Origin of the sequence: Nocardia salmonicida (assembly GCF_036142455.1) — a bacterium.
GTDB classification, from domain to species: domain Bacteria; phylum Actinomycetota; class Actinomycetes; order Mycobacteriales; family Mycobacteriaceae; genus Nocardia; species Nocardia salmonicida.
Map to the genome: position 1 here is coordinate 592,938 of NZ_CP108014.1, position 20,357 is coordinate 613,294.

Below are 20,357 nucleotides of genomic sequence, written 5' to 3' on the forward strand. Positions count from 1 at the left end.
CGCGGTGTGGCCCGGCTCGCGCCTGCGCCGCATCGGGTCGGTTCCGGGGCACAATCGACCGCATGGCTTTGCAGGCCCGCGACGCGCAGGAGCGCAAACGGCACGGCAGGCACTACACGCCACCGGAGCTCGCGCGGTTCCTGGCGCGACGGGCGCTGCGCTACGCCCCGCGCGCCGGGGAGCTGCGTGTGCTCGACCCGGCGTGCGGGGACGGCGAGCTGTTACTGGCGGTGCAGCGGGAAATCGCTTCGAGCGCACCGGATGTCACGGTTCATCTCACGGGATATGACCTGGATCGACAGGCTGTCGACGAAACCGCCGGGCGGGCTGCCGCGCTCGGCGTCGAAATAGACTGCCGTGCGGGCGATTTCCTGGCGGCATCCGCTCATCTGGCCGACGGCTCGTTCGATCTGATCATCAGCAATCCGCCGTATGTCCGGACCCAGCAATTGGGCGGGGCGACTGCCCAACTGCTGAGCAGGCAATTCGGCCTCCGCGGCCGGATCGACCTCACCCATCCCTTCGTGGCCGTCGCGCCGAGGCTGTTGGCCGCCGGGGGAGTCCTCGGATTGCTCTGTGCCAACCGGTTTCTCACCACTCGGGCCGGCGCGAACCTGCGCCGGATCCTCACCGGTGAACTGACGCCGGTGGAGCTCTACGACCTCGGTGACACCAAACTCTTCGCCGCCGCGGTGCTGCCCGCGATCACCGTGGCTCTGCGCGCCACCGGCCCACCCGACTGCCGCTATGTCTCGGTCTACGAGGAGCTGGGAGTCGAACCCGATTGCACTACCGAGCTTTTCGATGCGCTCGCGGGCGAGGACGCCTGTCTCGTCCGCGAGGGCGGGCGCGTGTTCGCGGTGGAGGTCGGCGTGTTGGCGACCGGCGAATCGGCGAGCATCGCAACGCTCCCGACAGGCCCGCCGTTACCTGGCCCCGCGGTGGTGGACCCGGTCGACAGCGGCCGGTCCGATCGTCACGGCGACACCGCCTGGCGTATGTCGCGCCCCTCGGTCGATCACTGGCTCGGCCGCATCGCCGATCGCACCTGGCATTCGTTCGGGGAGACGGCACGCATCAGGGTGGGGATCAAGACCACGGCGGATCGGGTGTTCATCTCGGACCGGTGGGACCAGATGGATCCGACGCCCGAGCCCGAGCTGCTACGGGAGTTGATCACCCACCACGATCTGCAACCGTGGCGAGTCGCGATGGCGCGTGGCACGAGGGTGCTCTATCCCTACGATCTGCGCGAGCCCCGGCGCACCCCGATCGATCTCGCCGAATTCCCTGGTGCGGCTGCCTATCTGCGCTCTCACGAACAGGTGCTGTCGGGCAGACGTTACGTCCTCGACGGTGGCCGGAAGTGGTTCGAGATCTGGGTGCCGCAGCGCCCGCACCTCTGGGGTGCCCCGAAATTGGTGTTCCCCGACATCAGCGAACGTCCGCGCTTCGCGCTCGATCGGTCGGGCGCGGTCGTCAACGGTGACTGCTACTGGATCTCGCTCACCGACCTCGGCAATGGCCGATCAGCCACCGACCTGGCGTATCTGCTGATGGGCGTGGCGAATTCGGCACTGGGTCTGCGGTTCTACGATGCTGTCTGCGGCAACCGGCTGTACTCGGGCCGACGCCGCTGGATCACCCAGTACGTAGCGCGACTGCCGCTGCCCGATCCGGCCTGCGCGGCGGCGGGTGAGGTCGTGCGAAGGGTACGCGCGCTGCTGGAAGACGGTGTGCCGGTAGCTGATGCGGGCATCGATGAGGTGGTGGCGGCGGCGTTCGGCGTGTCAGGGGAGATCGCGGATACCGACCATCGGTAGCAGTGTGCGCCGCGCGAACTCCCGCCCGGCTTCCGCGTCATCGAGCGGAATGAGCCCGTCCGGGGTCAGCGCCAGCGACAGGGCCAGCCGCGCCATGATCTCGGCGACCAGATCGGGGTCGAATTCGGGGACCGATAGCTCGCGTAGCTTCTCGGCCAGATACGCGCGCCCGACGGCGAGAATCGGTCCGGCCTCGGTGGTGAGGCGGGGCAGGATGATCTCCGGTTCGGTGCTGAGCAGCCGGCGCAGCAGTTCGTTGCCCGCGATGGTGGTGACGAAGGCGACGAAGATCTCGACCAGCTGTTCGTCGGGTGCGGTGACCGCGCGTACCCGCTCGTCGATATCGGTCACATAGCGCTGCGCCTCGCGCACGCCGACGGCTTCGACCAGGTCGTTCTTGGATTCGTAGCGCCGGTACAGGGTGGCCGGGCTGATGCCGGCCCGCCGCGCTATCTCGCCCATGCTCGTGCGTTTGATCCCGTAGTCCAGGAACGCCGACAGCGCACTGTCGAGCAGCTTTTCCCCATCGGTGACGGGCTTCTCGAGTATCCGCGCGAGGATCGACGAAACAGTAGGCATTACCCCATTATCCCTATGGGGAAAGATCCAACGCGGCCATCTCCTGCTCGATCGCATTGGCCGCGAAATGCACTCCGGAAGAACGGAGTTCGTGAACGCGGATGTGGAGTGCCTCGATGCCACCGGGCTGGGCGGCGATATCGGCAACGCTGAGCCGACCCGTCGCTCGGTGCACACCGGAATGCATGTATGCCACCGTGATACCTCCTGCCTCGCGTATCCGGTTGCCGATCGCCACTCTCATGATCGGCACGCAATACGCAGGACAAATGCTATCAGGGAAACCTACTGGTCACTTGCTCAGTGTGACTAGTCACAACACCTCGGCGGCCCGGTGGTTGGTCAGATTGTGCAGATACACCGCGGCGTTGAGCTTGATCCCGTCCTGCTGGGCCTGGGTGAGCTCACGACGCACCTTGCCGGGCACGCCGGCCACGAGCGAGCCGGGCGGAATCTGCGCGCCCTCGGGAATCAGGGCATTGGCCGCGATCAGGCTGCCCGCGCCGATCACCGCGCCGTTGAGCACCGTCGCACCCATGCCGACGAGAACATCGTCGCCGATGGTGCAGCCGTGCAGAATCGCGTTGTGGCCCACCGAAACGCCGGTGCCTACGGTGAGGGCGAAACCGGGGTCGGCGTGCAGCACGCAGCCGTCCTGGATATTGGTGCGTGCGCCGATGCTGATCTGTTCGAGGTCGCCGCGCAGGACCGCCGAGTACCAGACGCCGACCTCGGCGCCGAGGCGCACCCGGCCGATCACGGTCGCGTTCGGCGCGATCCAGGCCGTGTCGTCGATCTCGGGAGTGAACCCGCTCACCTTGATGATCATGAACGTCATTATTGCGCCGCGCCGCGGAACTGCGCGCGGTGGGCCGCGGGCGAGGTGCCGAGCATGCGGTGGAAGTGGTGGCGCAGGCTCACCGTGCTGCCGAAACCGGTGTCGCGAGCCACGCGGTCGACGGTGTCGTCGGTCGACTCCAGCAGTAGCCGGGCATGGTCGATGCGCTGCTGCAACAGCCACTGCTGGGGGCTGGTGCCGGTGCGATCGCGGAAGCGGCGGGTGAAGGTGCGCCGCGACATCAGTGCCTCGCGGGACCAGTTGTCGAGGTCGACGGCGGTGTCGAGGCGGGTGCGGGCCCAGGCCATCGCGCATTCGATCGGGTCGTCGGGGTCGTCGTCGGGTACCGCGATCGGGATGTACTGCGCCTGCGAACCGTTGCGGTGCGGGGCGGTGACCAGCGATCGCGCCAGTTCGGTGGCAGCGCGTGCGCCGAGGTCGGTGCGGACGATGTGCAGGCAGCAGTCGAGGGCCGCGGCGACTCCGGCGGAGGTGATCACGTCGCCCAGGTCGCTCCACAGGGTGTCGGCGCGCACGTTGATCGCGGGATAGGCCAGGGCGAGGGCGTCGGCGGCGGCCCAATGGGTGGTGACGTCGCGGCCGTCGGCGAGGCCGGTCGCCGCGATCGCCCAGGAGCCGAGGCACAGCCCGATCAGCCGGGCGCCGTTCGCGTGGGCGGTGTGGACCGCCTCGTTCAGCGCGGGCGAAATTCCTTGGTCGCGTAGCCATCCGGGAAAGACCACCAGATCGGCGGTGCTCACGATGTCGAGGCCGTGTCGGACTGTGATGTCGAAACCGGCTGCCGTAGCCAGTGTTCCGGGCTCCTCGGCGCATACCCGCACGTCATAGGGCGACGTGTTGTCGACGCCGATGCCGGATCTGCCGAACACCAGGGTCGGCACCGACAGGTGGAACGGGCTGATTCCGTCGAACGCGATCACGGCCACCGAGGTCATGGCCCGATCTTATCGTTGTACGGCCTGCAGGCCACTATCGGGACGGGGATCGCTGGGCGAAAGTTGTCCACATGACCGAGATGATCACCCGCCCAGCTCTGGCCGCCGCCCTGCATATCGGCGGTCCGACCCTGCGTTTCCGCTACGGCGGACTGACCTGGCTCACCGATCCCACCTTCGACGAGCCCGGCGACTACCCAGGGCCGATCACCCTGCACAAGCTCAGCGGTCCCGCTGTGCCGGTCGAGGAGATCGGGACGATCGATGTCGTGCTCCTCTCGCACGACCAGCACGCCGACAACCTCGACAACGCGGGTCGCGCCCTTCTCGCTCGAGTCGACACGGTCCTGTCGACCCCCGACGCCGCGGACCGGATCGAGGGTGTGCGCGGCCTGGTGCCGTGGGAGACGGTGACCGTCGGCGCGGTGGAGATCACCGCGGTGCCCGCGCTGCACGGGCCGCAGGGGTGCGAGCCGTTCAGCGGTGTGGTCACGGGATTCGTGTTGCGTGCGCCGGGGGAGCCCACGGTGTACGTCTCCGGTGACAACGCGTCGGTGGAGTTGGTGGAGCAGATCGTCGAGCGGATCGGACGGATCGATGCCGCGGTGTTGAACATCGGCGGGGCCAATGTGGGGCGGTTCGGCGACAGCGATGTCACGTTGAATGCCCGCACCGCCGTCGCGGCCGCCCAGGTACTCGGGGACGCGGTGATCGTCGCCGTGCACGCGGAGGGTTGGGGTCATTTCAGCGAGTCGCTGGACTACCTCGAGCGCACCTTCGCCTACGCCGATCGCGCACACCAGCTGATCGTTCCGGTGCGGGGTGAAATGTTTTCGGTCTGAGCGGCGATCAATGAATAGTTCTGCTATCTAACATCTTTCGTCGACCCGCGCCTGCCTCCGGCAGGCGCGGGTCCGTGTGCTGAGGAGAAGACGTGTTGCGGAAGTTACTGAGGGGCAATCTGTCTCGCGTGGTTCTCGGTCTGCTGCTGGCCCTGGTCGTATTCGCGGTCGGTGCGTGTTCGTCGGATGGCGGCGATTCCGGTGGGTCGGGATCGAGTTCGGTGTCGAAGACGTCGGCGACCGCGACGACATCGGTGCCGCCGACGAGTTCGCCTGCGGCCTCGACTGATCCGGGAGGTTCGGGCGGTGGATCGACGCCGGAGTCGTCGTACTACCACTCGCCGACGCAGGCTGCGCCGGGCGCGCCCGCGCAGGGCGAGATTCCGCCCGGGTTCACCTGCGTGCCGGGCCCGGATTGTGGAACGGATTCCTGCGGGCACAACGAATGTGGACTCCCGCCCGGGCACACGTGCATGCCGGGCCCGGAGTGCGGAACAGACACCTGTGGTCACAACGAGTGCGGCGAGACGGCCCCGCCGGTCACGACAACCGTGGACCCGACTACCACCACCCCGCCTCCGGTGACGACAACAGAGCAAACGACATCGCCGTCCGCCACCACGGCTCCGGCGACCGCTCCGGAAACCACGTCGAGCCCGGCGGCTGCGGCCCCGGCGTAGACGGGCGGTCGCGACACGCGATCGAGGCGGCGGGTGAGCTCCGCCGCAGGTCCTAGGCTTGCCGGATGACGCGAACGGGCGTAGTCGTCGGGGTGCCGACGGAGGTCAAGCCGCAGGAGTTCCGGGTAGCGCTCACTCCGGCGGGCGCCGCTGAACTGGTCGCGCGCGGGCACGAGGTGCTCGTGCAGGCCGGCGCCGGGGTCGGGTCGGGATTCGCCGACGACGACTATCGCGCCACGGGTGCGCGGATCGCGGCCGCCGCCGATCAGGTCTGGGCTCGATCGGAGCTGGTGGTGAAGGTGAAAGAACCTGTCGCGCAGGAATATCCGCTGATGCGCCGCGATCAGGTGCTGTTCACCTTTCTGCATCTGGCGGCGTCGAAGGAGTGCACCGACGCGATCCTGTCCTCGGGGATCGTCGCCATCGCCTACGAGACCGTGCGCGGGGTCGATGGATCACTGCCGTTGCTCGCGCCGATGAGCGAGGTGGCGGGCAAGCTGAGCGCGCAGGTCGGGGCCTATCACCTGATGGCGCCGATGGGTGGTGGTGGCGTGCTGCTCGGTGGTGTGCCCGGGGTGCGACCGGCCGACGTGGTGGTGCTCGGCGGCGGCGTCGCGGGGACGAACGCGGCGAGTATCGCGGTCGGCATGGGAGCCCGGGTGAACGTGCTCGATACGAATCTCGCGCGGCTGCGTGTGCTCGACGCACGCTTCGCCGGCCGGGTCGGCACCCTCGCCTCACACGCACTGGAGATCGACAAGGCCGTGGTCGCGGCAGATCTGGTGATCGGGTCGGTCCTGGTGCCGGGAGCCAAAGCGCCGAAATTGGTCTCCGACGAACTCGTCGCGCGGATGCGGCCCGGCTCGGTCCTCGTCGACATCGCCGTCGATCAGGGCGGTTGCTTCGCCTCGACCAGGCCGACCACGCACGCGAATCCGACCTTCCCCGTGGCTGATTCGCTGTTCTACTGCGTGGCGAATATGCCGGGCGCGGTGCCGCATACCTCGACCGTGGCACTCACCAACGCCACCCTGCCCTTCGCACTGGTGATCGCGGACAAGGGATGGCGCGGAGCATGCGCCGCGGACCCCGGTCTGGCCGCGGGTCTCACAGCCGTCGACGGCAAGCTGCTGTCCGCCGAAGTCGCTGCCGCGCACGGGTATTCGATCGGCGCATAACCGGAACGGGCTACTCACCGCCGCCTAGGTACCAGTCCGGGTCGCCCTCGGTGGGCAGGTCGCGGAGCTTGTCGGGATTGCGGACGACGTTGATCGCCACGACGCGGCCCGCGTCGATGACGAACGAGAAGACGCCGACATTGGTGCCGTCGAAGACGACCAGGCCGGGCATGCCGTTGACCAGCACCGACCGACCCCAGCCGTTCGCGGTGTTGTACCAGCCGAGCAGCATCTTGGCGATGAGCTCCGCGCCACGCACCGGCTGACGGATGGCGGGCACCTTACCGCCGCCGTCGGCGGTGAGGACCACGTTCTGGTCGAGCACGCCGAGCAGCGAACTCAGATCACCCGAACGCCAGGCCAGCGCGAACGCCGAGACGACCTTCTCCTGTTCGACCGGGGACGCGGGAAAACGTGGCGTGCCGTTCTCGACGTGCTTGCGGGCGCGAGAGGCGAGCTGGCGGACCGCGGCGGGCGTGCGCCCGACTACCTCGGCGACCTCGGGGCCGGTCATGCCGAACACGTCCTGCAGCACGAACGCGGTGCGTTCGGCGGGCGAGAGCGACTCCAGGACCACCAGCAGCGCGGTGGTGACACGTTCGTCCTGGGAGATACGGTCGGCGGGATCGTCCCAGGAAGTGACCTCTGGTTCCGGCAGCCACTCGCCGACGTACTGTTCGCGGCGGGCGCGCGCGGACCCGAGCTGGTCCAGGGCGAGGCGGCCGATGACTGTGGTGAGCCAGGCGCGCAGGTTGTCGATCTCATCGGCCTTGCCCGCTTCGAACTGTCGTTGCAGGCGCAGCCAGGCGTCCTGCACCACATCCTCGGCGTCGGTGAGGCTGCCGAGCGTGCTGTAGGCGAGTCGACGCAGGTAGGGGCGATGTTCCTCGAAGCGGAGGGCCAGTTCGGCCTGATCGAGAGGCTGCGATGAGGTCATGGTGTGCGCCCGTTCGGTTGATCTTGCTCGGTCCCCGGCGAGTTTAGAAGTGCCGTCACAGTGATGACGAACCAGTGGTCGCCGGTGTGACATCCCCGCCGCCCGCTACCCTCGGCCGGTGCGGAAAGCGACATCGACGGCGGTCGGGCTGGTGCTGGGGTTCGTGCTCGATCGGGTATTCGCCGATCCGCGGCGGTGGCATCCCGTGGCCGGATTCGGTTCTGCGGCAGCGGCATTGGAAGCGAAGACCTACGTAAACGATCGTCGCGCCGGGGTGGTGCACGAGGTGATCGCGGTCGGCTCGGTCGTCGGAATCGGTTTGCTCGTCACTCGCGGTCGGGGGCGTGGCGGTGTGCTGGTGACCGCCTTGGCGACGTGGACCGCGCTGGGTGGTCGCAGCCTCGTGCGCGCCGGGTTCGCTATGGCCGACCGTCTCGAGGCCGACGATCTCGCCGGTGCTCGCGAACTGTTGCCGTCGCTGTGTGGGCGTGACCCGTCGGTTCTCGATGCCGATGGACTCGCGCGCGCCGCTCTGGAATCCATTGCTGAGAACACTTCGGATGCGACGGTTGCCCCGCTGCTGTGGGGTGCTGTCGCGGGGGTGCCGGGGGTGCTCGGGTATCGCGCGGTCAACACTCTCGATGCGATGATCGGTTACCGGAACGAGCGGTACGAGCGGTTCGGTTGGGCTGCGGCGCGGACCGACGATGTTGCCAATCTCGTTCCTGCTCGCGTTACCGGGTTGCTTACTGCCGGCCTTGCGCCGATTGTCGGCGGGAGTTCTTCGGGGGCGTTGCGGGCGTGGCGACGTGATGCGGGTGGTCATCCGAGTCCCAATGCTGGGGTCGTCGAAGCGTCTATGGCGGGGGCTCTCGGGATCGGGCTCGGGGGGCGTACGGAGTATCGGCATGGGGTTGAGCTTCGGCCGACTCTTGGGGATGGGCCTGCGCCTACGGCTGGGGATTTGCGGCGGGCGGTGCGGATGTCGGCGGGGGTGCAGGTTGGGGCGGTTGTGGTGGGTGTGGGGGTCAGTGTGTTGCGGGGGTGGTTAGAAAGATGACCTGGGTTCGGTAGTCCCAGAAGGTTTGAGGCTGTGTTTGTTGGCGCGCTGGCGCGCGCGTGTCCGCGGCCCTGAGGGGCCGCCGGTCAGGCACCGGTGCTTGCTCCTTCGTCGCCTACGCACCGGCGCCTGACCGGCGACCCGGCCGCGGACCGGCCACTTCGTGGCCGCCGCTCCCTAGGGGTCGCGGGTACGGGGCTGGGAGTGCGGTCATGGCGGACCTGGGGTGCAGGGTGTGGCTGGCAGGGCGGCGGTTATGGCCGGACTTGGGGTGCAGGGTGTGGCTGGCAGGGCGGCGGTTATGGCCGGACTTGGGGTGCAGGGTGTGGCTGGCAGGGCGGCGGTTATGGCGGACTTGGGGTGTGCTGGGTGGCGGGAGGGAGTCCGTTAGGGCTGCGGATTTCAGGGGAGTGCGTGGTGTGGCTGGGTGCACGGTGTGGTTGTGGGTGCCGGCGTTTGTTGCGGTGGGCGCCTGCCTTGATTACCGGGCTGGGGTGGCTCGCCGATCTCCTCCCAGCTGCGGCGCACCCACGCGGGGGCGCCGAGAGCCAGTCGAGCTACCGGATTACGTGCTGCCTCGCCGAGAGGTAGGTCAGCTGTCAGCGGTTGCGGCCGTAGCGATCTGCTAGGCGGGCTTCGGTGGTGGGTTCGGCGGGCGTCGGTGTTTCTGCGGTGGGTGTGGGGGCGGTCGGTGCAGACGGTTGGGCGCGGTCTCGGCGTCGGGCTTTGAGTTCGGCCACTACGAAATAGCCGAGGCCGAGGGGGGCCATCAGGCCGAAGGCGAGCCATTGGAGGCCGTAGGAGAGGTAGGGGCCCGCGTCGAGTTGGGGGAGGGGGGTGGGGGTGAAGGCGCCTGGTTGGTCGGCGGCCAGTTGGAGGTAGCCGCCCTTGTCGGTGCCGGTCGGGACGGGGGTGAGGGGGGTGCCGAGGACGGTGGATTCCTGGGTGGTGTCGACGGTGTACACCTGGCGGAAGCCGTCTTGGGTGCTGGGAGTCTTGTCGGGGACCACGCCCTCGGAGGCTCGGACTCGGGCTTCGATGCTGTGTGGGCCCGCGGGTGGGTCGGCGATCGCGGGTGGGCGGGTGCCGTCCACGGAGGCGACAAGGCCGCGGTCGACCAGCAGGGTGCGGCCGTCGTCGAGGCGGAAGGCGGCCAGGACCGCGTAACCGGGGGCGCCGTCGAGGTGGCGTAGCCGGACCAGGACGGTCGACTCGGGGACGAAAGTGCCGGTCGCGGTCACCTTGCGCCATTCGGTGTGGGTGCCGGTGTCGCCGTCGAGGACCTCGGTCACGGCCACGGGGTCGGCCTGCACGGAGTCGGCGATCAATTGGTTGCGGTGCTCGGTGCTGTTGTTCTTGCCGAGCTGCCATGGTGCAAGGACGGTGAAGCACAGGTAGGCGAACGCGGCGACGATCACCGCGAGGATCAGCCAGCTGGGGCGCAGTAGGAAGGCGATTTTGCGCATCAGAGCGGCACGTCGGCGGGGTTGCGGGCGTCCAGTTCGGCGTGGACCCAGTCGAGCAGGCCGGGGATGGCGGCCTCGATCTGGTCGCGGACCAGGTCGAAGTCGGACTGGTCGCCGTAGTACGGGTCCGGCACGTCGGGGCCGTCGGCTGCGGGATCGAAGCTGCGCAGCAACCTGCGCTGGTCGGTGGAAACGCCGCGGTGCGCGAGCTCGCGGTCGTGGCCGGTGTCCAAGGCGATGATCAGGTCGGCGTCACTGTGCTCGGGACCGAAGGTCGCCGCGGTGTGCTCGGTCGGGTAGCCGGCCCGGCGCAGGGTCGCCTCGGTGCGCGGGTCGGCCGCATCGCCGACATGCCACGAACCGGTGCCCGCGCTGCTCACTCGCACCCGGTTCGCGAGGCCGGCTCGGTAGAGGTGCGCCTCGAACATCTTCGCGGCCATCGGTGACCGGCAGATATTGCCTGTGCAAATGAACGAGACATGTAAGGGACCCACGAGAGCCATTGTCGCCCGTGCTGCCGATTCGCCGCCACGTAGGGTGTTCAGTTGTGCTCGAGGACTCTGTCGACCCCGCGATGTTGCGCCACCACGGCGACGTGGAAGCGCGCCCGGGCATGCTCGATTTCGCGGTGAACGTCCAGGGCCTCGCCCCACCGAACTGGCTGCGCGAACGCCTCGCGGCCCGGCTCACCGACCTCGGCCGCTATCCCAGTTCCGACGACGAACACGCCGCCCGCGCGGCCGTCGCCGCCCGCCACGGCCGCTCGCCGGACGAGGTGCTGCTGCTGGCGGGCGCCGCCGAGGGGTTCGCGATGCTGCCCCGCCTGGCCCCCCGGCTCGCCGCCGTCATCCACCCGTCCTTCACCGAGCCGGAACTCGCCTTACGTGAGGCTGATGTCCCGGTCGCCAGGGTGATCCTCGAACGCCCGTACACCCTCGACCCCACCCAGGTCCCCGACGAGGCCGACCTCGTGGTCGTCGGCAATCCCACCAACCCCACCTCGATCCTGCACCCCGCTGAGACGATTCAGGCACTGCGCCGACCAGGCCGGATCATCGTGATCGACGAAGCCTTCGCCGATGCGGTCGTTGGTGGGCACAGCGCCGATGGTGTGCGATCCAGCCCCGCGTCCGAGGAACCGGAGTCGTTGGCCGGTCTCTCCGCTCCCGATGTCCTCGTTTTCCGCAGCCTCACCAAGACCTGGGCACTGGCCGGTTTGCGTTGCGGCTACGCCCTCGGCGCTCCCGACGTCCTGGCACGGCTCACCCATGGCCGCCCGCACTGGCCACTCGGCACCCTCCAACTCGAGGCGATCATCGCCACCGCCGAACCCGCCGCCGTCGCCGAATCCCGGCAGCACGCACACCGCATCGCCGCGGACCGCACCGCCATGATCGACCGACTCACCGCGCTCGGCGTCGACGTCCACACCCCGGCCACCGGCCCCTTCCTTCTCCTGCGCGTCCCCGACGGGGCCCTGCTGCGCAAACACCTCGCCGATCTCGGCATCGCGATGCGCCGCGCCGACACCTTCCCCGGGCTCGGTCCCGACCACCTCCGTGTCGCGGTGCGTGGCGCCGCCGAAGTCGACCGGTTGATCGACGCGCTGCGTGCGGCACTGTGGTGACTCGGCCACAGTGACGAAAGTTCCGACGGAAAAGAAGGAGGCAGCGGTGACCGACCTGGCCGAACTGATCGGGGTACTCGACGCGGCATACCCGCCGAGACTGGCCGAATCGTGGGATTCGGTGGGGCTAGTCTGCGGTGACCCCGCGCAGGAGGTCACCAAGGTGGTGTTCGCCGTCGACGCGACCGCCGACGTTGTCGACGAGGCAATCGGTTGGGGCGCACAGGCTTTGGTCGTGCATCATCCGCTGCTGTTGCGCGGGGTCGACACCGTCGCCGCCGATACTCCGAAAGGCGCACTGCTGCACCGGTTGATCCGCTCCGGCTGTGCCCTGTTCTCCGCCCACACCAACGCCGACTCCGCCGACCCGGGCGTCTCCGACGCGCTGGCCGCCGCCGTCGGCCTCACCGTCACCGGCCCGCTGGATCCCAAACCACTCGCCTCCGTGGACAAATGGGTCATCCAGGTGCCCCAGACCCACACCGCTTCCTTGATGTCGGCCTTGTTCACCGCGGGCGCGGGCGCGATCGGCGACTACCGCGAAGCCGCTTGGTACACCGCGGGCACCGGCCAATTCCTGCCGATCGCGGGCGCCAACCCGGCGATCGGGGCGATCGGCACCGTCGAAACCGTCACCGAGGACGCCGTCGAGGTGGTCGCGCCCCCGACCTCCCGCCTCGCCGTACTCGCCGCCCTGCGCGCCGCCCATCCCTACGAGGAACCGGCCTACCACGTCACCGAACGCGCACCCCTGCCGTCCTCGCTCGGCATCGGCCGCATCGGCGAACTCCCGCAGCCCGAAACCCTGCGCGAATTCACCGCACGCGTCGGCGTCGGACTGCCACGCACGGTCTGGGGCGTGCGCGCCGCGGGCGATCCCGAACGCGTCATCGAACGCGTAGCCGTGTGCGGCGGCGCGGGCGACTCCTATCTCGACAAGGCCATCCGCGCCGGCGTCGACGCCTACCTCACCTCCGACCTGCGCCACCACCCCGTCGACGAACATCTGCGCCGGGGCGGCCCCGCCCTCATCGACGCCGCTCATTGGGCCACCGAGTTCCCCTGGTGCGGTCAAGCCGAACAGTTCGTCAACATCGCCCTCCCCGCGGTGCAGACCCGCGTTTCGACGCTGCGCACCGACCCGTGGACGGTCAGCGGCTGATCGGTGTCACCGCTGCGCCTGACCGGACCACGATCGGGCGAAGTCGGGATGTGCGCGCACGGTGACCGAGCTCGCGTCCGGTGCCAGGGCCGCTTCGAGGTAACGGTCGGTGCGCGCGAACACCGCGGGACCGAGCGTCATCGCGAGAAGGACGAGCCCGACTCCGGCCGCGCAGAGGATCCACGCGAACGCCGACGGCCGAGCCATCATCAGCGCGCCGCCGACGAACAGCGGTATCAGGCTGCTCACGTAGTAGGCGATCAGTTTCTTGACGCGCGCATCGGCCCGCGCCGCGCATCGCTCGCAGTCGGGCCACCGCGCCTTGACGATGGCGAGGGGCTCGTTGCAATCGACCACGAGGGCGCCGAGGGCGCTCTTCGGCCGCTCCCACAGCAGCCGCCCGACACCTTCCTGGCGGTAGGCGCCCGGCTTGCCCCAGAACCGCAACATCTGCTCCTTCGGCTCGATCGCTGCCAGCCCGTGCACGAGACACACCGGGGGTAGTGGCGTTGCCAAGGTCAGCTGAAGCTGGTGCGCTTCGGCATGGGAGTCGAAGATGTGCGGTCGCAGCGGCAGTGCCAGGTCAATTCTCGGGTTCGATGTGGTCACACTTGCTTGGACGCGGCCGGGACGCGTTCGGTTCCCGCCTTCGGCGATCTCTTCGGGTCATGGCGTGATCACACCCCGCGGCGCGGTACGGTTGATCGATCCATCCGTCCACTGTGTTCAGGAGTTCGTGCGCGTTGAATGTCGAACCGTCGGTCCAGACCAAGCTGTTGCAGCTCGCAGGAGTCGATGCCGAGTTGACGCGCATCGCCCATCGCCGTTCCGCGCTGCCGGAGCAGCAGGAAGTGGCGCGTCTGGCGGCCGAGCGCAACGGCTACAAGGACGCGGCCGTGGCGGTGGAGATCGGCATCGACGATCTGGACCGCGACATCCGCAAGCTCGAGGGCGAGGTCGAAGCCGTCCGCAAGCGTGAGGACCGCGATCGCGGCATGCTCACCGCGGGCACCGTCGCCGCCAAGCAGCTCTCCGAGCTCCAGCACGAACTGGGCAGCCTGGAGCGTCGCCGCTCGGTGCTCGAGGACGAGCTGCTGACCGTGATGGAGCAGCGCGAGGCGATGCTCGCCGACCACGACCACGCGGGTGCGCGCCTCAGCAAGGCCGACCACGACCTCGAGGACGCCGAACGTCTGCGCGACGAGGCGATGGCCGATCTCGAAGTGGCGCAGCAGCGTTGCGAGAAGGATCGCTCCGAGCTGATCGGCCTGTTCCCCGGCGAGCTGATCGCCGTCTACGACAAGCAGCGCGCGGCGCACGGTGTCGGCGCGGCCCTGCTGCAGGCCCGTCGCTGCGGCGCCTGCCGGATCGAGATCGACCGCGGCGAGATGCAGCGCATCGCCAAGGCCGCGCCCGACGCGGTCCTGCGCTGCCCGGAGTGCAGCGCGATCATGGTGCGTACCAAGGAATCGGGGCTGTGACCGGATCGGCGCGTCGATGACCGAGGTGATCGTCGAAGCCGACGGCGGCTCGCGCGGCAATCCCGGCCCGGCCGGTTACGGCGCGGTGGTGTTCGCCGCCGATCACGTGCGGGTGCTCGCCGAACGCAAGGAGTTCATCGGCGTCGCCACCAACAATGTGGCCGAATACCGTGGTCTCATCGCGGGTTTGGCGGCGTCGGCCGAGCTGGGCGCGCGTGTTGTCACGGTGCGCATGGACTCCAAGCTCGTCGTCGAACAGATGTCGGGACGCTGGAAGATCAAGCACGCCTCGATGATTCCGCTCGCCGAGCAGGCGCGGGCGCTGGTCGCCGGATTCGATCGGGTGAGTTTCACCTGGATTCCGCGCGCGGAGAACTCCCACGCCGATCGACTCGCGAACGAGGCGATGGACGACGGTGAACTCACCGGAACCGTGCGCGCGGCCGTCGCGGCCGGACATGCCGCCGGTGACGAAGTCGCGGTGCCGAAATCGGTTGACGCGAACAAGGTTTCGCCCGGCTGGACCGGCGCCGTCGGCAAGCCGACTCGCCTGCTGTTGCTGCGCCACGGCCAGACGGCCCTGTCGGTGGAGCGCCGCTACTCCGGCAGAGGCAACCCGCCACTGACCGATCTCGGTCGTGAGCAAGTCGAACGCGCCGCGAAAATGCTCGCCGCCAAAGGCGATATCGCCGCCGTCGTGAGCTCCCCGCTGCAGCGGGCCCGTTCCACCGCCGAAGCCGCCGCGACCGCCCTCGACGTACCGCTGCGCATCCTCGACGGCCTCACCGAGACCGACTTCGGTGACTGGGAGGGTCTCACCTTCGCCGAAGCCGCCCAGCGCGATCCGCTGCTGCACAGCGACTGGCTCGGCGACCCGTCGATCCCCGCGCCCGGCGGCGAGAGTTTCGATCAGGTGCGCGAACGCGTCGAAGGGGTGCGCCGCGATCTGGTCGCGCTGTACCCGGGCCAGAACGTGGTGGTGGTCAGCCACGTGACCCCGATCAAGACCCTGTTGCAGTTGGCCCTCGGCGTCGGCCCGTCGCTGCTGTACCGCCTGCACCTCGACCTCGCGTCGCTGTGCGTCGCCGAGTTCTATCCCGACGGTGGCGCCTCGGTGCGCCTGGTCAACGACACCTCGTACCTGTGAGCTAGCCGCTTGTCACCCGGGCACGGTACGGTCGCCCCGGCGCACGGTCGGCGTAACGACGACGCCGCATTTCCCGAAAGATTCTCGGGCATGCGGAATGCCGCGGCCACACAGGAAAGGTACTTGATGAGGTTTCTACGGATGGCGGCGTTTGCGGCGGCCATCGCGGGGGTGCTCACCGCGTCCGCGGGCGCGGGTAGCGTGACGGCCGACCCGAGCGTGGTGCTCGGCGCGGCCTCGGGCATTGTCTTCGACAACAACTCCGGTTGCTCGCTCACGGCCATCGGCCACGACGGCGCGGGCCGCCTCGTCGGTCTCACCGCGGGGCACTGCGCGCCGACCGGTTCGCGCGTCGGCGCCGAGCAGGCGCTCAAGGCGGGCGTGATCGGCACGGTCGCGTATTCCGATGACGGCGACTACCTGGATTTCGCTGTGCTGCAACTGGATGCGTCGAAGGTGGTGCCGGTGCGCACCATCGGCCAGACCACCGTCGCGGGTATCGGCGCCTCGCCCGGCCCCGGTACCACGGTGTGCTCGGACGGCCGCACCAGCGGTCGTAGCTGCGGCGTGGTGTGGGGTGAGCTCGAAGGCACCTCCATCAACCAATACTGCTCGCAGCCGGGCGATTCCGGCGGACCCGTCGTGGTCGGCGACCGCCTCGTCGGCATGAACCAGGGCCGCCTCACCGGCCTCGGCCCTGTCGACTTCGACGTGCCCTGCACCGGCGGCGCCAACCCGATCCACTCGCCCGCCTACTTCCAGCCCATCCAGGTGATCCTGGATGTGCTCAACCGCGCGGGCGGCGTGGGCGCGGGCTTCCAGCCCATCTGATCCACTCGCGACAACACAAGGGGCGCAGTACCGAACAGGTGCTGCGCCCCTTGTCGTCGTCGATCACCCGGGTGGCTGTGCGTCGCTCATCGCCCGCAGAGCCGTGGCGGTGGCGTCGTCGAGGGGATAGAAGAACTCGATGGCGAGTTCGGACAGCGTCACATCGGCGGGCGCGCCGAAGGTGGCCATCGTCGAGAACATGGACAGGGTGCCGGTAGGCGTGGTGACGCGGATCGGCACCTGGAACGGGCCGGTGGATTCGGCGGGCGCCCGCGAACCCGGTGGCGCGGGATAGGAGTTCACCTCGTCGTAGAGGGCGCGCAGACGGTCGTCGCCGGTGGCTCCCGCCTGGCGGCGCAACCGTTCGAGGAAGAGTTCCCTGACCTGATGCAGGTTCTCCAGCCGCCGCGCGAGGCCATCCGGGTGCAGGACAAGACGGTAGACGTTCGGGCGGGGGAGCAGCAGTTGCTCGGGTACGCCGATCATCAGGACCGGCATGGCGGCATTGCCCGCGACCACGTCCCACCACCGGTCGACCACCACCGCCGGATACGGTTCGTGCGCGCGCAACATCGTGTCGATGGCGGCCCTGGCCGCCGAGAGTTCGGTGGCGTCGAGCCGTGACTCCTGGTAGGCAGGCGCGAATCCGGCCGCGAGCAGCAAGGTATTGCGTTCTCGCAGTGGCACTTCGAGTGCCTCGCACAGGCGAAGCACCATGGCCCGGCTCGGCTTGGAGCGCCCGGTCTCCAGGTAGGAGAGATGCCGCGCCGAGGTATCCGCGGTCAGTGCCAGATCGAGCTGGCTGAGCTTGCGCCGCTGCCGCCACTCGCGCATCAACGGGCCGATCTGGGCGCTCGTCGTCGTCACCCGGCCAGCGTATCGGCCCTGCCCGAGGCAAGGCCATGACCTCCGAGGTCATTGCCACGACGACCCGGCTGCCGCACAGTGGGCCATCCCCCCAGACAGGAGAAGACGATGACCTCGATCGCCGGTCAACGACCCGGCCTGCTGCCCACGGTGCTCCGTGTAGACGGCTGGAGCACCGGGCTTTTCGGCATCGCGATGGCGGCCGCCGCGCCGCTACTGCGCGACCCACTCGGCCTTCCGGTCCCCGTGTCGCTGCTGTTCGGTGTCGTCATGCTGACCGGCGGTGCCACCCTGCTCGCCATCGCCCGAGGCGGTCCCGCTCGCTTCGCCCCCGCCGTCATCGCGGTCAACGCGCTCTCGGCCATCGGCATGACCGCGCTCGCCGCCACCGACATTTTCGCCCTGACCACCACCGGCATCGCGTTCCTCCTCACCGGCGCCACCGTGGTCGCGATTTTCGCAGCTCTCGAGCATGTCGGCCTCCGGCGGGCGGACCGATGAGCAACGAGACAGCAGTGCTGGAGTTGCTCTCCGAACAGGTCGCAGCCTGGGCAGCCGGCGACGGTACCGCATTCGCCGCGACGTTCACCGATGACGCCGACTTCATTTCGGTGATCGGCGAATTCATTCACGGCCGAGCGCAACTCGCTGCCGGCATGCAGGAAGGCTTCGACGGCTTCATGCGCGGCACCCACCTGTCGGAGCCCGAGCGCAGCACCCTGCGATTCCCCACCCATGACACGGCGATCCTGGTGACATACGGAGTCCGCGTCCTTCGCCCAGAGCAACCTGCTCCACCACCCAGCAGCGTCCAGATCCGCACAGCCGCCCTCACGAACAACGGCTGGCAGTTCACCTCGTTCCAGAACACCCGCATCGCGAACGACTGAGACTGATGCTTTGTCGTGCGATCAGCTGGGGCCGAGACCGCGCTCGTGCATGAGCAGCAACCCGTAGGCGGCTACCGTGTGGGCGTCGATGATCTCGCCGCGCAGGATCATCGCCTCGACCTGTGAACGGGAGAACCAGGCCGTCCGCATGTCCTGCTCCTCGTGCTCGCGGTCCGGCTGGCCCGGTGTGAGGCCGGTGGCCAGGAAACAGTGGCCGCGCTGGTCGGTCAGCGCGGGTGCCGCGGCCAGGGCGCCGAGCCGAAGCATGTGTTCGGCGCGCAGCCCGGTCTCCTCACGCAATTCGTTGTGCGCCAACTCGACCGGCGTCGCAGTGGTGCCGTGTGGCGGTGTGCCCGCGGGGAACTCCCAGCACCGCATGCCCAGCGGATAACGGAACTGTTCGACGAGGTGGAATCCCGTGCCGTCGAAGGGGATCACCAGTGCCCAGTCGACCTTGTCGAGGACGCCGTAGATCCCCACCGAGCCGTCCGCCCGCCGAACAGTGTCCTCCCGCAACCGCATCCACGGGTTGGTGTACAACGTGCGCGAGCTGATCTGTTCCATCACCCCATGGTGCCCCACCCCCGCGGCGTATCCGGGCGGTTCAGGGGCGAAGGACCGACACCAGGAAATCGGTCTGGTCGCGCACTACCTGTTCGAAGACATCGTCGAAGTACACGTCGAAGTGGCCGACCGGATACTGCTTGACCACCGCGTGTTTGGTGCGTTCGGCGGCCTTGCGGGTCGGGCCGACGGGGGCGATCGAGTCGTTTTCGGCGATCGCGTAGAAGACGGGGACCTTCAACGACTTGGCGCGGCGGCCGGGGGAGTCGAATAGGGTCGAGAAGGCCACGCGGGCACCGACTTTGGGGTCGTAGGTGGCGCTCTCCTCGGCTAGTCGGCCGTAGCCCTCCGGCACGTCGGTGGCGCTCATCAACGCCGCGGAGCGTTTGCGCCCGGCCAGGCGGATGCGGATGGGCTTGCGGCGGATCGGGCCGAAGAACAGGTCGGTGGCGGCAATGGTGGCGACCTTGGTGAGGCTGATCGGGCCCTTCGCCATCCCCGACGCCCACCCGCTGGTGAACGGCACCTGGGCCACCACCGCGGCGAGGTAATCGTCGTCGGGCGCCACCGCGAGCACGTGTCCACCGCCGAACGAGGTGCCCCACAACGCGATCCGTGTGGCATCGAAGCCCCGGATGCTGCGCGCGTAGGCGATTGCGGCCTTCCAGTCCTCCCGCTGACGGCCGATGTCGATCACCTGGCGAGGCGAACCCTCACTGGCACCGAAATTCCGGTAGTCGAACGCCAGCACCCCCATTCCCGCCGCGACGAACCGCCGCGCATACCGATCCAACCCCATCTCGCGGGTGGCCCCGAGCCCGTGTCCCATGATCACCAACGGGCGCGGACGAGGCGCGCCGTCGGGCAGGTAGAGCCACGCGGCGCACTGCTGGTCACCCGAAGGGAAACTGACGTCGACACGTTCCATGAGTCAATACCGTAGCGAGTACTCTGTACCGGCGGGCGAGTCGGCCGGGCGACCGCGGTAACGGGAACGGGCACCAACGGTGTCGCTGCCCGGTACCGAGGAAAGTCCGGACTCCACAGAGCAGGGCGGTTGTTAACGGCAACCCGGGGTGACCCGCGGGACAGTGCCACAGAGAACAGACCGCCGCACGCGAGTGCGGTAAGGGTGAAACGGTGCGGTAAGAGCGCACCAGCGCCTCGGGTGACCGAGGCGGCTAGGTAAACCCCGCCCGGAGCAAGGTCAAAGGTCGCATCGGCAACGGTGCGGCTGCGCAGGTGTTCGAGGGCTGCTCGCCCGAGCCTGCGGGTGGACCGCTCGAGGCACCCGGCAACGGTGTGTCCAGATGGATGGTCGCCCCCCGATGCGAATCGGGGACAGGATCCGGCTTACAGGCCGGCTCGCCCGCCCACGAAACGAGAAGGCGGCGGTTCCCACCGGGAGCCGCCGCCTCGCTTCGCCGCT

General features: G+C 68.8%; 23 protein-coding genes and 1 other RNA gene. 12 read left to right on the top strand and 12 right to left on the bottom strand.

Annotated features, from left to right (window positions below; translation table 11 throughout):
- The first annotated feature begins 62 nt into the window (after positions 1 to 62).
- A complete protein-coding gene (locus OHS03_RS03010) occupies positions 63 to 1,823 on the top strand; it encodes an Eco57I restriction-modification methylase domain-containing protein (protein WP_328660592.1) in 1,761 nt (586 codons plus the stop codon).
- Here the strand turns inward: OHS03_RS03010 and OHS03_RS03015 are convergent.
- The 4 genes from OHS03_RS03015 to OHS03_RS03030 form a co-directional block, all read right to left on the bottom strand.
- Positions 1,791 to 2,402: a TetR/AcrR family transcriptional regulator gene (locus OHS03_RS03015; protein ID WP_328660594.1), complete on the bottom strand. Its 612-nt coding sequence runs from the start codon at positions 2,400 to 2,402 to the stop codon at positions 1,791 to 1,793. The two genes, OHS03_RS03010 and OHS03_RS03015, sit on opposite strands and share 33 nt — an antisense overlap.
- A 13-nt stretch (positions 2,403 to 2,415) precedes the next feature.
- Positions 2,416 to 2,598 carry a hypothetical protein gene (locus OHS03_RS03020; protein ID WP_062992070.1) on the bottom strand — a complete coding sequence of 61 codons (183 nt, stop codon included), beginning with the start codon at positions 2,596 to 2,598 and terminating at the stop codon, positions 2,416 to 2,418.
- Positions 2,599 to 2,715: 117 nt separating this feature from the next.
- Positions 2,716 to 3,231: a gamma carbonic anhydrase family protein gene (locus OHS03_RS03025; RefSeq protein ID WP_056821791.1), complete on the bottom strand. Its 516-nt coding sequence runs from the start codon at positions 3,229 to 3,231 to the stop codon at positions 2,716 to 2,718.
- Positions 3,232 to 3,239: 8 nt separating this feature from the next.
- Positions 3,240 to 4,196, bottom strand: a complete 957-nt coding sequence (locus tag OHS03_RS03030) for a GlxA family transcriptional regulator (RefSeq protein WP_328660597.1) — start codon at positions 4,194 to 4,196, stop codon at positions 3,240 to 3,242.
- A 71-nt stretch (positions 4,197 to 4,267) separates the two neighbouring features.
- Between OHS03_RS03030 and OHS03_RS03035 the strand changes: the two genes are divergently transcribed.
- The gene (locus OHS03_RS03035; RefSeq protein ID WP_328660599.1) at positions 4,268 to 5,038 is read left to right on the top strand and encodes an MBL fold metallo-hydrolase; all 771 of its coding nucleotides are present in this window, start codon (positions 4,268 to 4,270) and stop codon (positions 5,036 to 5,038) included.
- A gap of 508 nt (positions 5,039 to 5,546) precedes the next feature.
- On the opposite strand, the gene OHS03_RS03040 is transcribed toward OHS03_RS03035, so the two are convergent.
- The gene (locus OHS03_RS03040) at positions 5,547 to 5,735 is read right to left on the bottom strand and encodes a hypothetical protein (protein WP_328660601.1); all 189 of its coding nucleotides are present in this window, start codon (positions 5,733 to 5,735) and stop codon (positions 5,547 to 5,549) included.
- 48 nt (positions 5,736 to 5,783) lie between these two features.
- Here OHS03_RS03040 and ald point away from each other — a divergent pair, with 48 nt between their 5' ends.
- On the top strand, positions 5,784 to 6,896 hold the full coding sequence (gene ald, locus OHS03_RS03045) for an alanine dehydrogenase (RefSeq protein WP_328660604.1): 1,113 nt from the start codon (positions 5,784 to 5,786) through the stop codon (positions 6,894 to 6,896).
- 10 nt (positions 6,897 to 6,906) lie between these two features.
- Here ald and sigJ read toward each other — a convergent pair whose 3' ends face one another.
- Positions 6,907 to 7,833: an RNA polymerase sigma factor SigJ gene (gene sigJ / locus OHS03_RS03050; RefSeq protein WP_328660605.1), complete on the bottom strand. Its 927-nt coding sequence runs from the start codon at positions 7,831 to 7,833 to the stop codon at positions 6,907 to 6,909.
- Positions 7,834 to 7,951: 118 nt separating this feature from the next.
- On the opposite strand from sigJ, the gene OHS03_RS03055 reads away from it, so the two are divergent.
- Positions 7,952 to 8,893: a cobalamin biosynthesis protein gene (locus tag OHS03_RS03055; RefSeq protein ID WP_328660608.1), complete on the top strand. Its 942-nt coding sequence runs from the start codon at positions 7,952 to 7,954 to the stop codon at positions 8,891 to 8,893.
- 599 nt (positions 8,894 to 9,492) lie between these two features.
- Here the strand turns inward: OHS03_RS03055 and OHS03_RS03060 are convergent.
- Together OHS03_RS03060 and OHS03_RS03065 are read right to left on the bottom strand one after the other, a co-directional pair.
- Complete coding sequence (locus tag OHS03_RS03060) at positions 9,493 to 10,359, bottom strand: SURF1 family cytochrome oxidase biogenesis protein (RefSeq protein ID WP_328660610.1); 867 nt, start codon at positions 10,357 to 10,359, stop codon at positions 9,493 to 9,495.
- Positions 10,359 to 10,862 carry a low molecular weight protein-tyrosine-phosphatase gene (locus OHS03_RS03065; RefSeq protein ID WP_328660613.1) on the bottom strand — a complete coding sequence of 168 codons (504 nt, stop codon included), beginning with the start codon at positions 10,860 to 10,862 and terminating at the stop codon, positions 10,359 to 10,361. The genes OHS03_RS03060 and OHS03_RS03065 overlap by 1 nt, the downstream gene beginning before the upstream one ends.
- A 71-nt stretch (positions 10,863 to 10,933) precedes the next feature.
- Between OHS03_RS03065 and cobC the strand changes: the two genes are divergently transcribed.
- Together cobC and OHS03_RS03075 are read left to right on the top strand one after the other, a co-directional pair.
- Positions 10,934 to 11,986, top strand: a complete 1,053-nt coding sequence (cobC, locus tag OHS03_RS03070; RefSeq protein WP_503629752.1) for an Rv2231c family histidinol phosphate aminotransferase CobC — start codon at positions 10,934 to 10,936, stop codon at positions 11,984 to 11,986.
- Positions 11,987 to 12,032: 46 nt separating this feature from the next.
- Entirely contained in the window at positions 12,033 to 13,148 is a 1,116-nt protein-coding gene (locus tag OHS03_RS03075; protein WP_328660617.1) for a Nif3-like dinuclear metal center hexameric protein, read from the top strand.
- Positions 13,149 to 13,154: 6 nt separating this feature from the next.
- On the opposite strand, the gene OHS03_RS03080 is transcribed toward OHS03_RS03075, so the two are convergent.
- Positions 13,155 to 13,757, bottom strand: a complete 603-nt coding sequence (locus OHS03_RS03080) for a hypothetical protein (protein ID WP_328660619.1) — start codon at positions 13,755 to 13,757, stop codon at positions 13,155 to 13,157.
- 134 nt (positions 13,758 to 13,891) lie between these two features.
- On the opposite strand from OHS03_RS03080, the gene OHS03_RS03085 reads away from it, so the two are divergent.
- The 3 genes from OHS03_RS03085 to OHS03_RS03095 all read left to right on the top strand — a co-directional run bounded on the left by OHS03_RS03085 (position 13,892) and on the right by OHS03_RS03095 (position 16,607).
- Positions 13,892 to 14,629, top strand: a complete 738-nt coding sequence (locus tag OHS03_RS03085; protein WP_062991542.1) for a zinc ribbon domain-containing protein — start codon at positions 13,892 to 13,894, stop codon at positions 14,627 to 14,629.
- A gap of 16 nt (positions 14,630 to 14,645) precedes the next feature.
- Positions 14,646 to 15,776: a bifunctional RNase H/acid phosphatase gene (locus tag OHS03_RS03090; RefSeq protein WP_328660621.1), complete on the top strand. Its 1,131-nt coding sequence runs from the start codon at positions 14,646 to 14,648 to the stop codon at positions 15,774 to 15,776.
- Positions 15,777 to 15,917: 141 nt separating this feature from the next.
- On the top strand, positions 15,918 to 16,607 hold the full coding sequence (locus OHS03_RS03095) for a S1 family peptidase (protein ID WP_062991546.1): 690 nt from the start codon (positions 15,918 to 15,920) through the stop codon (positions 16,605 to 16,607).
- A 63-nt stretch (positions 16,608 to 16,670) separates the two neighbouring features.
- Here the strand turns inward: OHS03_RS03095 and OHS03_RS03100 are convergent, their stop codons facing one another.
- Entirely contained in the window at positions 16,671 to 17,441 is a 771-nt protein-coding gene (locus OHS03_RS03100; protein ID WP_407942496.1) for a helix-turn-helix domain-containing protein, read from the bottom strand.
- A 141-nt stretch (positions 17,442 to 17,582) separates the two neighbouring features.
- Here OHS03_RS03100 and OHS03_RS03105 point away from each other — a divergent pair, with 141 nt between their 5' ends.
- Complete coding sequence (locus OHS03_RS03105) at positions 17,583 to 17,975, top strand: hypothetical protein (protein WP_328660625.1); 393 nt, start codon at positions 17,583 to 17,585, stop codon at positions 17,973 to 17,975.
- The gene (locus OHS03_RS03110; protein ID WP_328660627.1) at positions 17,972 to 18,364 is read left to right on the top strand and encodes an SgcJ/EcaC family oxidoreductase; all 393 of its coding nucleotides are present in this window, start codon (positions 17,972 to 17,974) and stop codon (positions 18,362 to 18,364) included. Before OHS03_RS03105 ends, OHS03_RS03110 begins: the two co-directional genes overlap by 4 nt.
- 21 nt (positions 18,365 to 18,385) lie before the next feature.
- Here OHS03_RS03110 and OHS03_RS03115 read toward each other — a convergent pair whose 3' ends face one another.
- Together OHS03_RS03115 and OHS03_RS03120 are read right to left on the bottom strand one after the other, a co-directional pair.
- Positions 18,386 to 18,928 carry an NUDIX domain-containing protein gene (locus OHS03_RS03115; protein ID WP_328660629.1) on the bottom strand — a complete coding sequence of 181 codons (543 nt, stop codon included), beginning with the start codon at positions 18,926 to 18,928 and terminating at the stop codon, positions 18,386 to 18,388.
- Between the two features lie 40 nt (positions 18,929 to 18,968).
- Complete coding sequence (locus OHS03_RS03120; protein ID WP_328660631.1) at positions 18,969 to 19,856, bottom strand: alpha/beta hydrolase; 888 nt, start codon at positions 19,854 to 19,856, stop codon at positions 18,969 to 18,971.
- A 36-nt stretch (positions 19,857 to 19,892) separates the two neighbouring features.
- Here OHS03_RS03120 and rnpB point away from each other — a divergent pair.
- An RNA gene (gene rnpB, locus OHS03_RS03125) (RNase P RNA component class A) lies at positions 19,893 to 20,300 on the top strand.
- Positions 20,301 to 20,357: the final 57 nt, after the last annotated feature.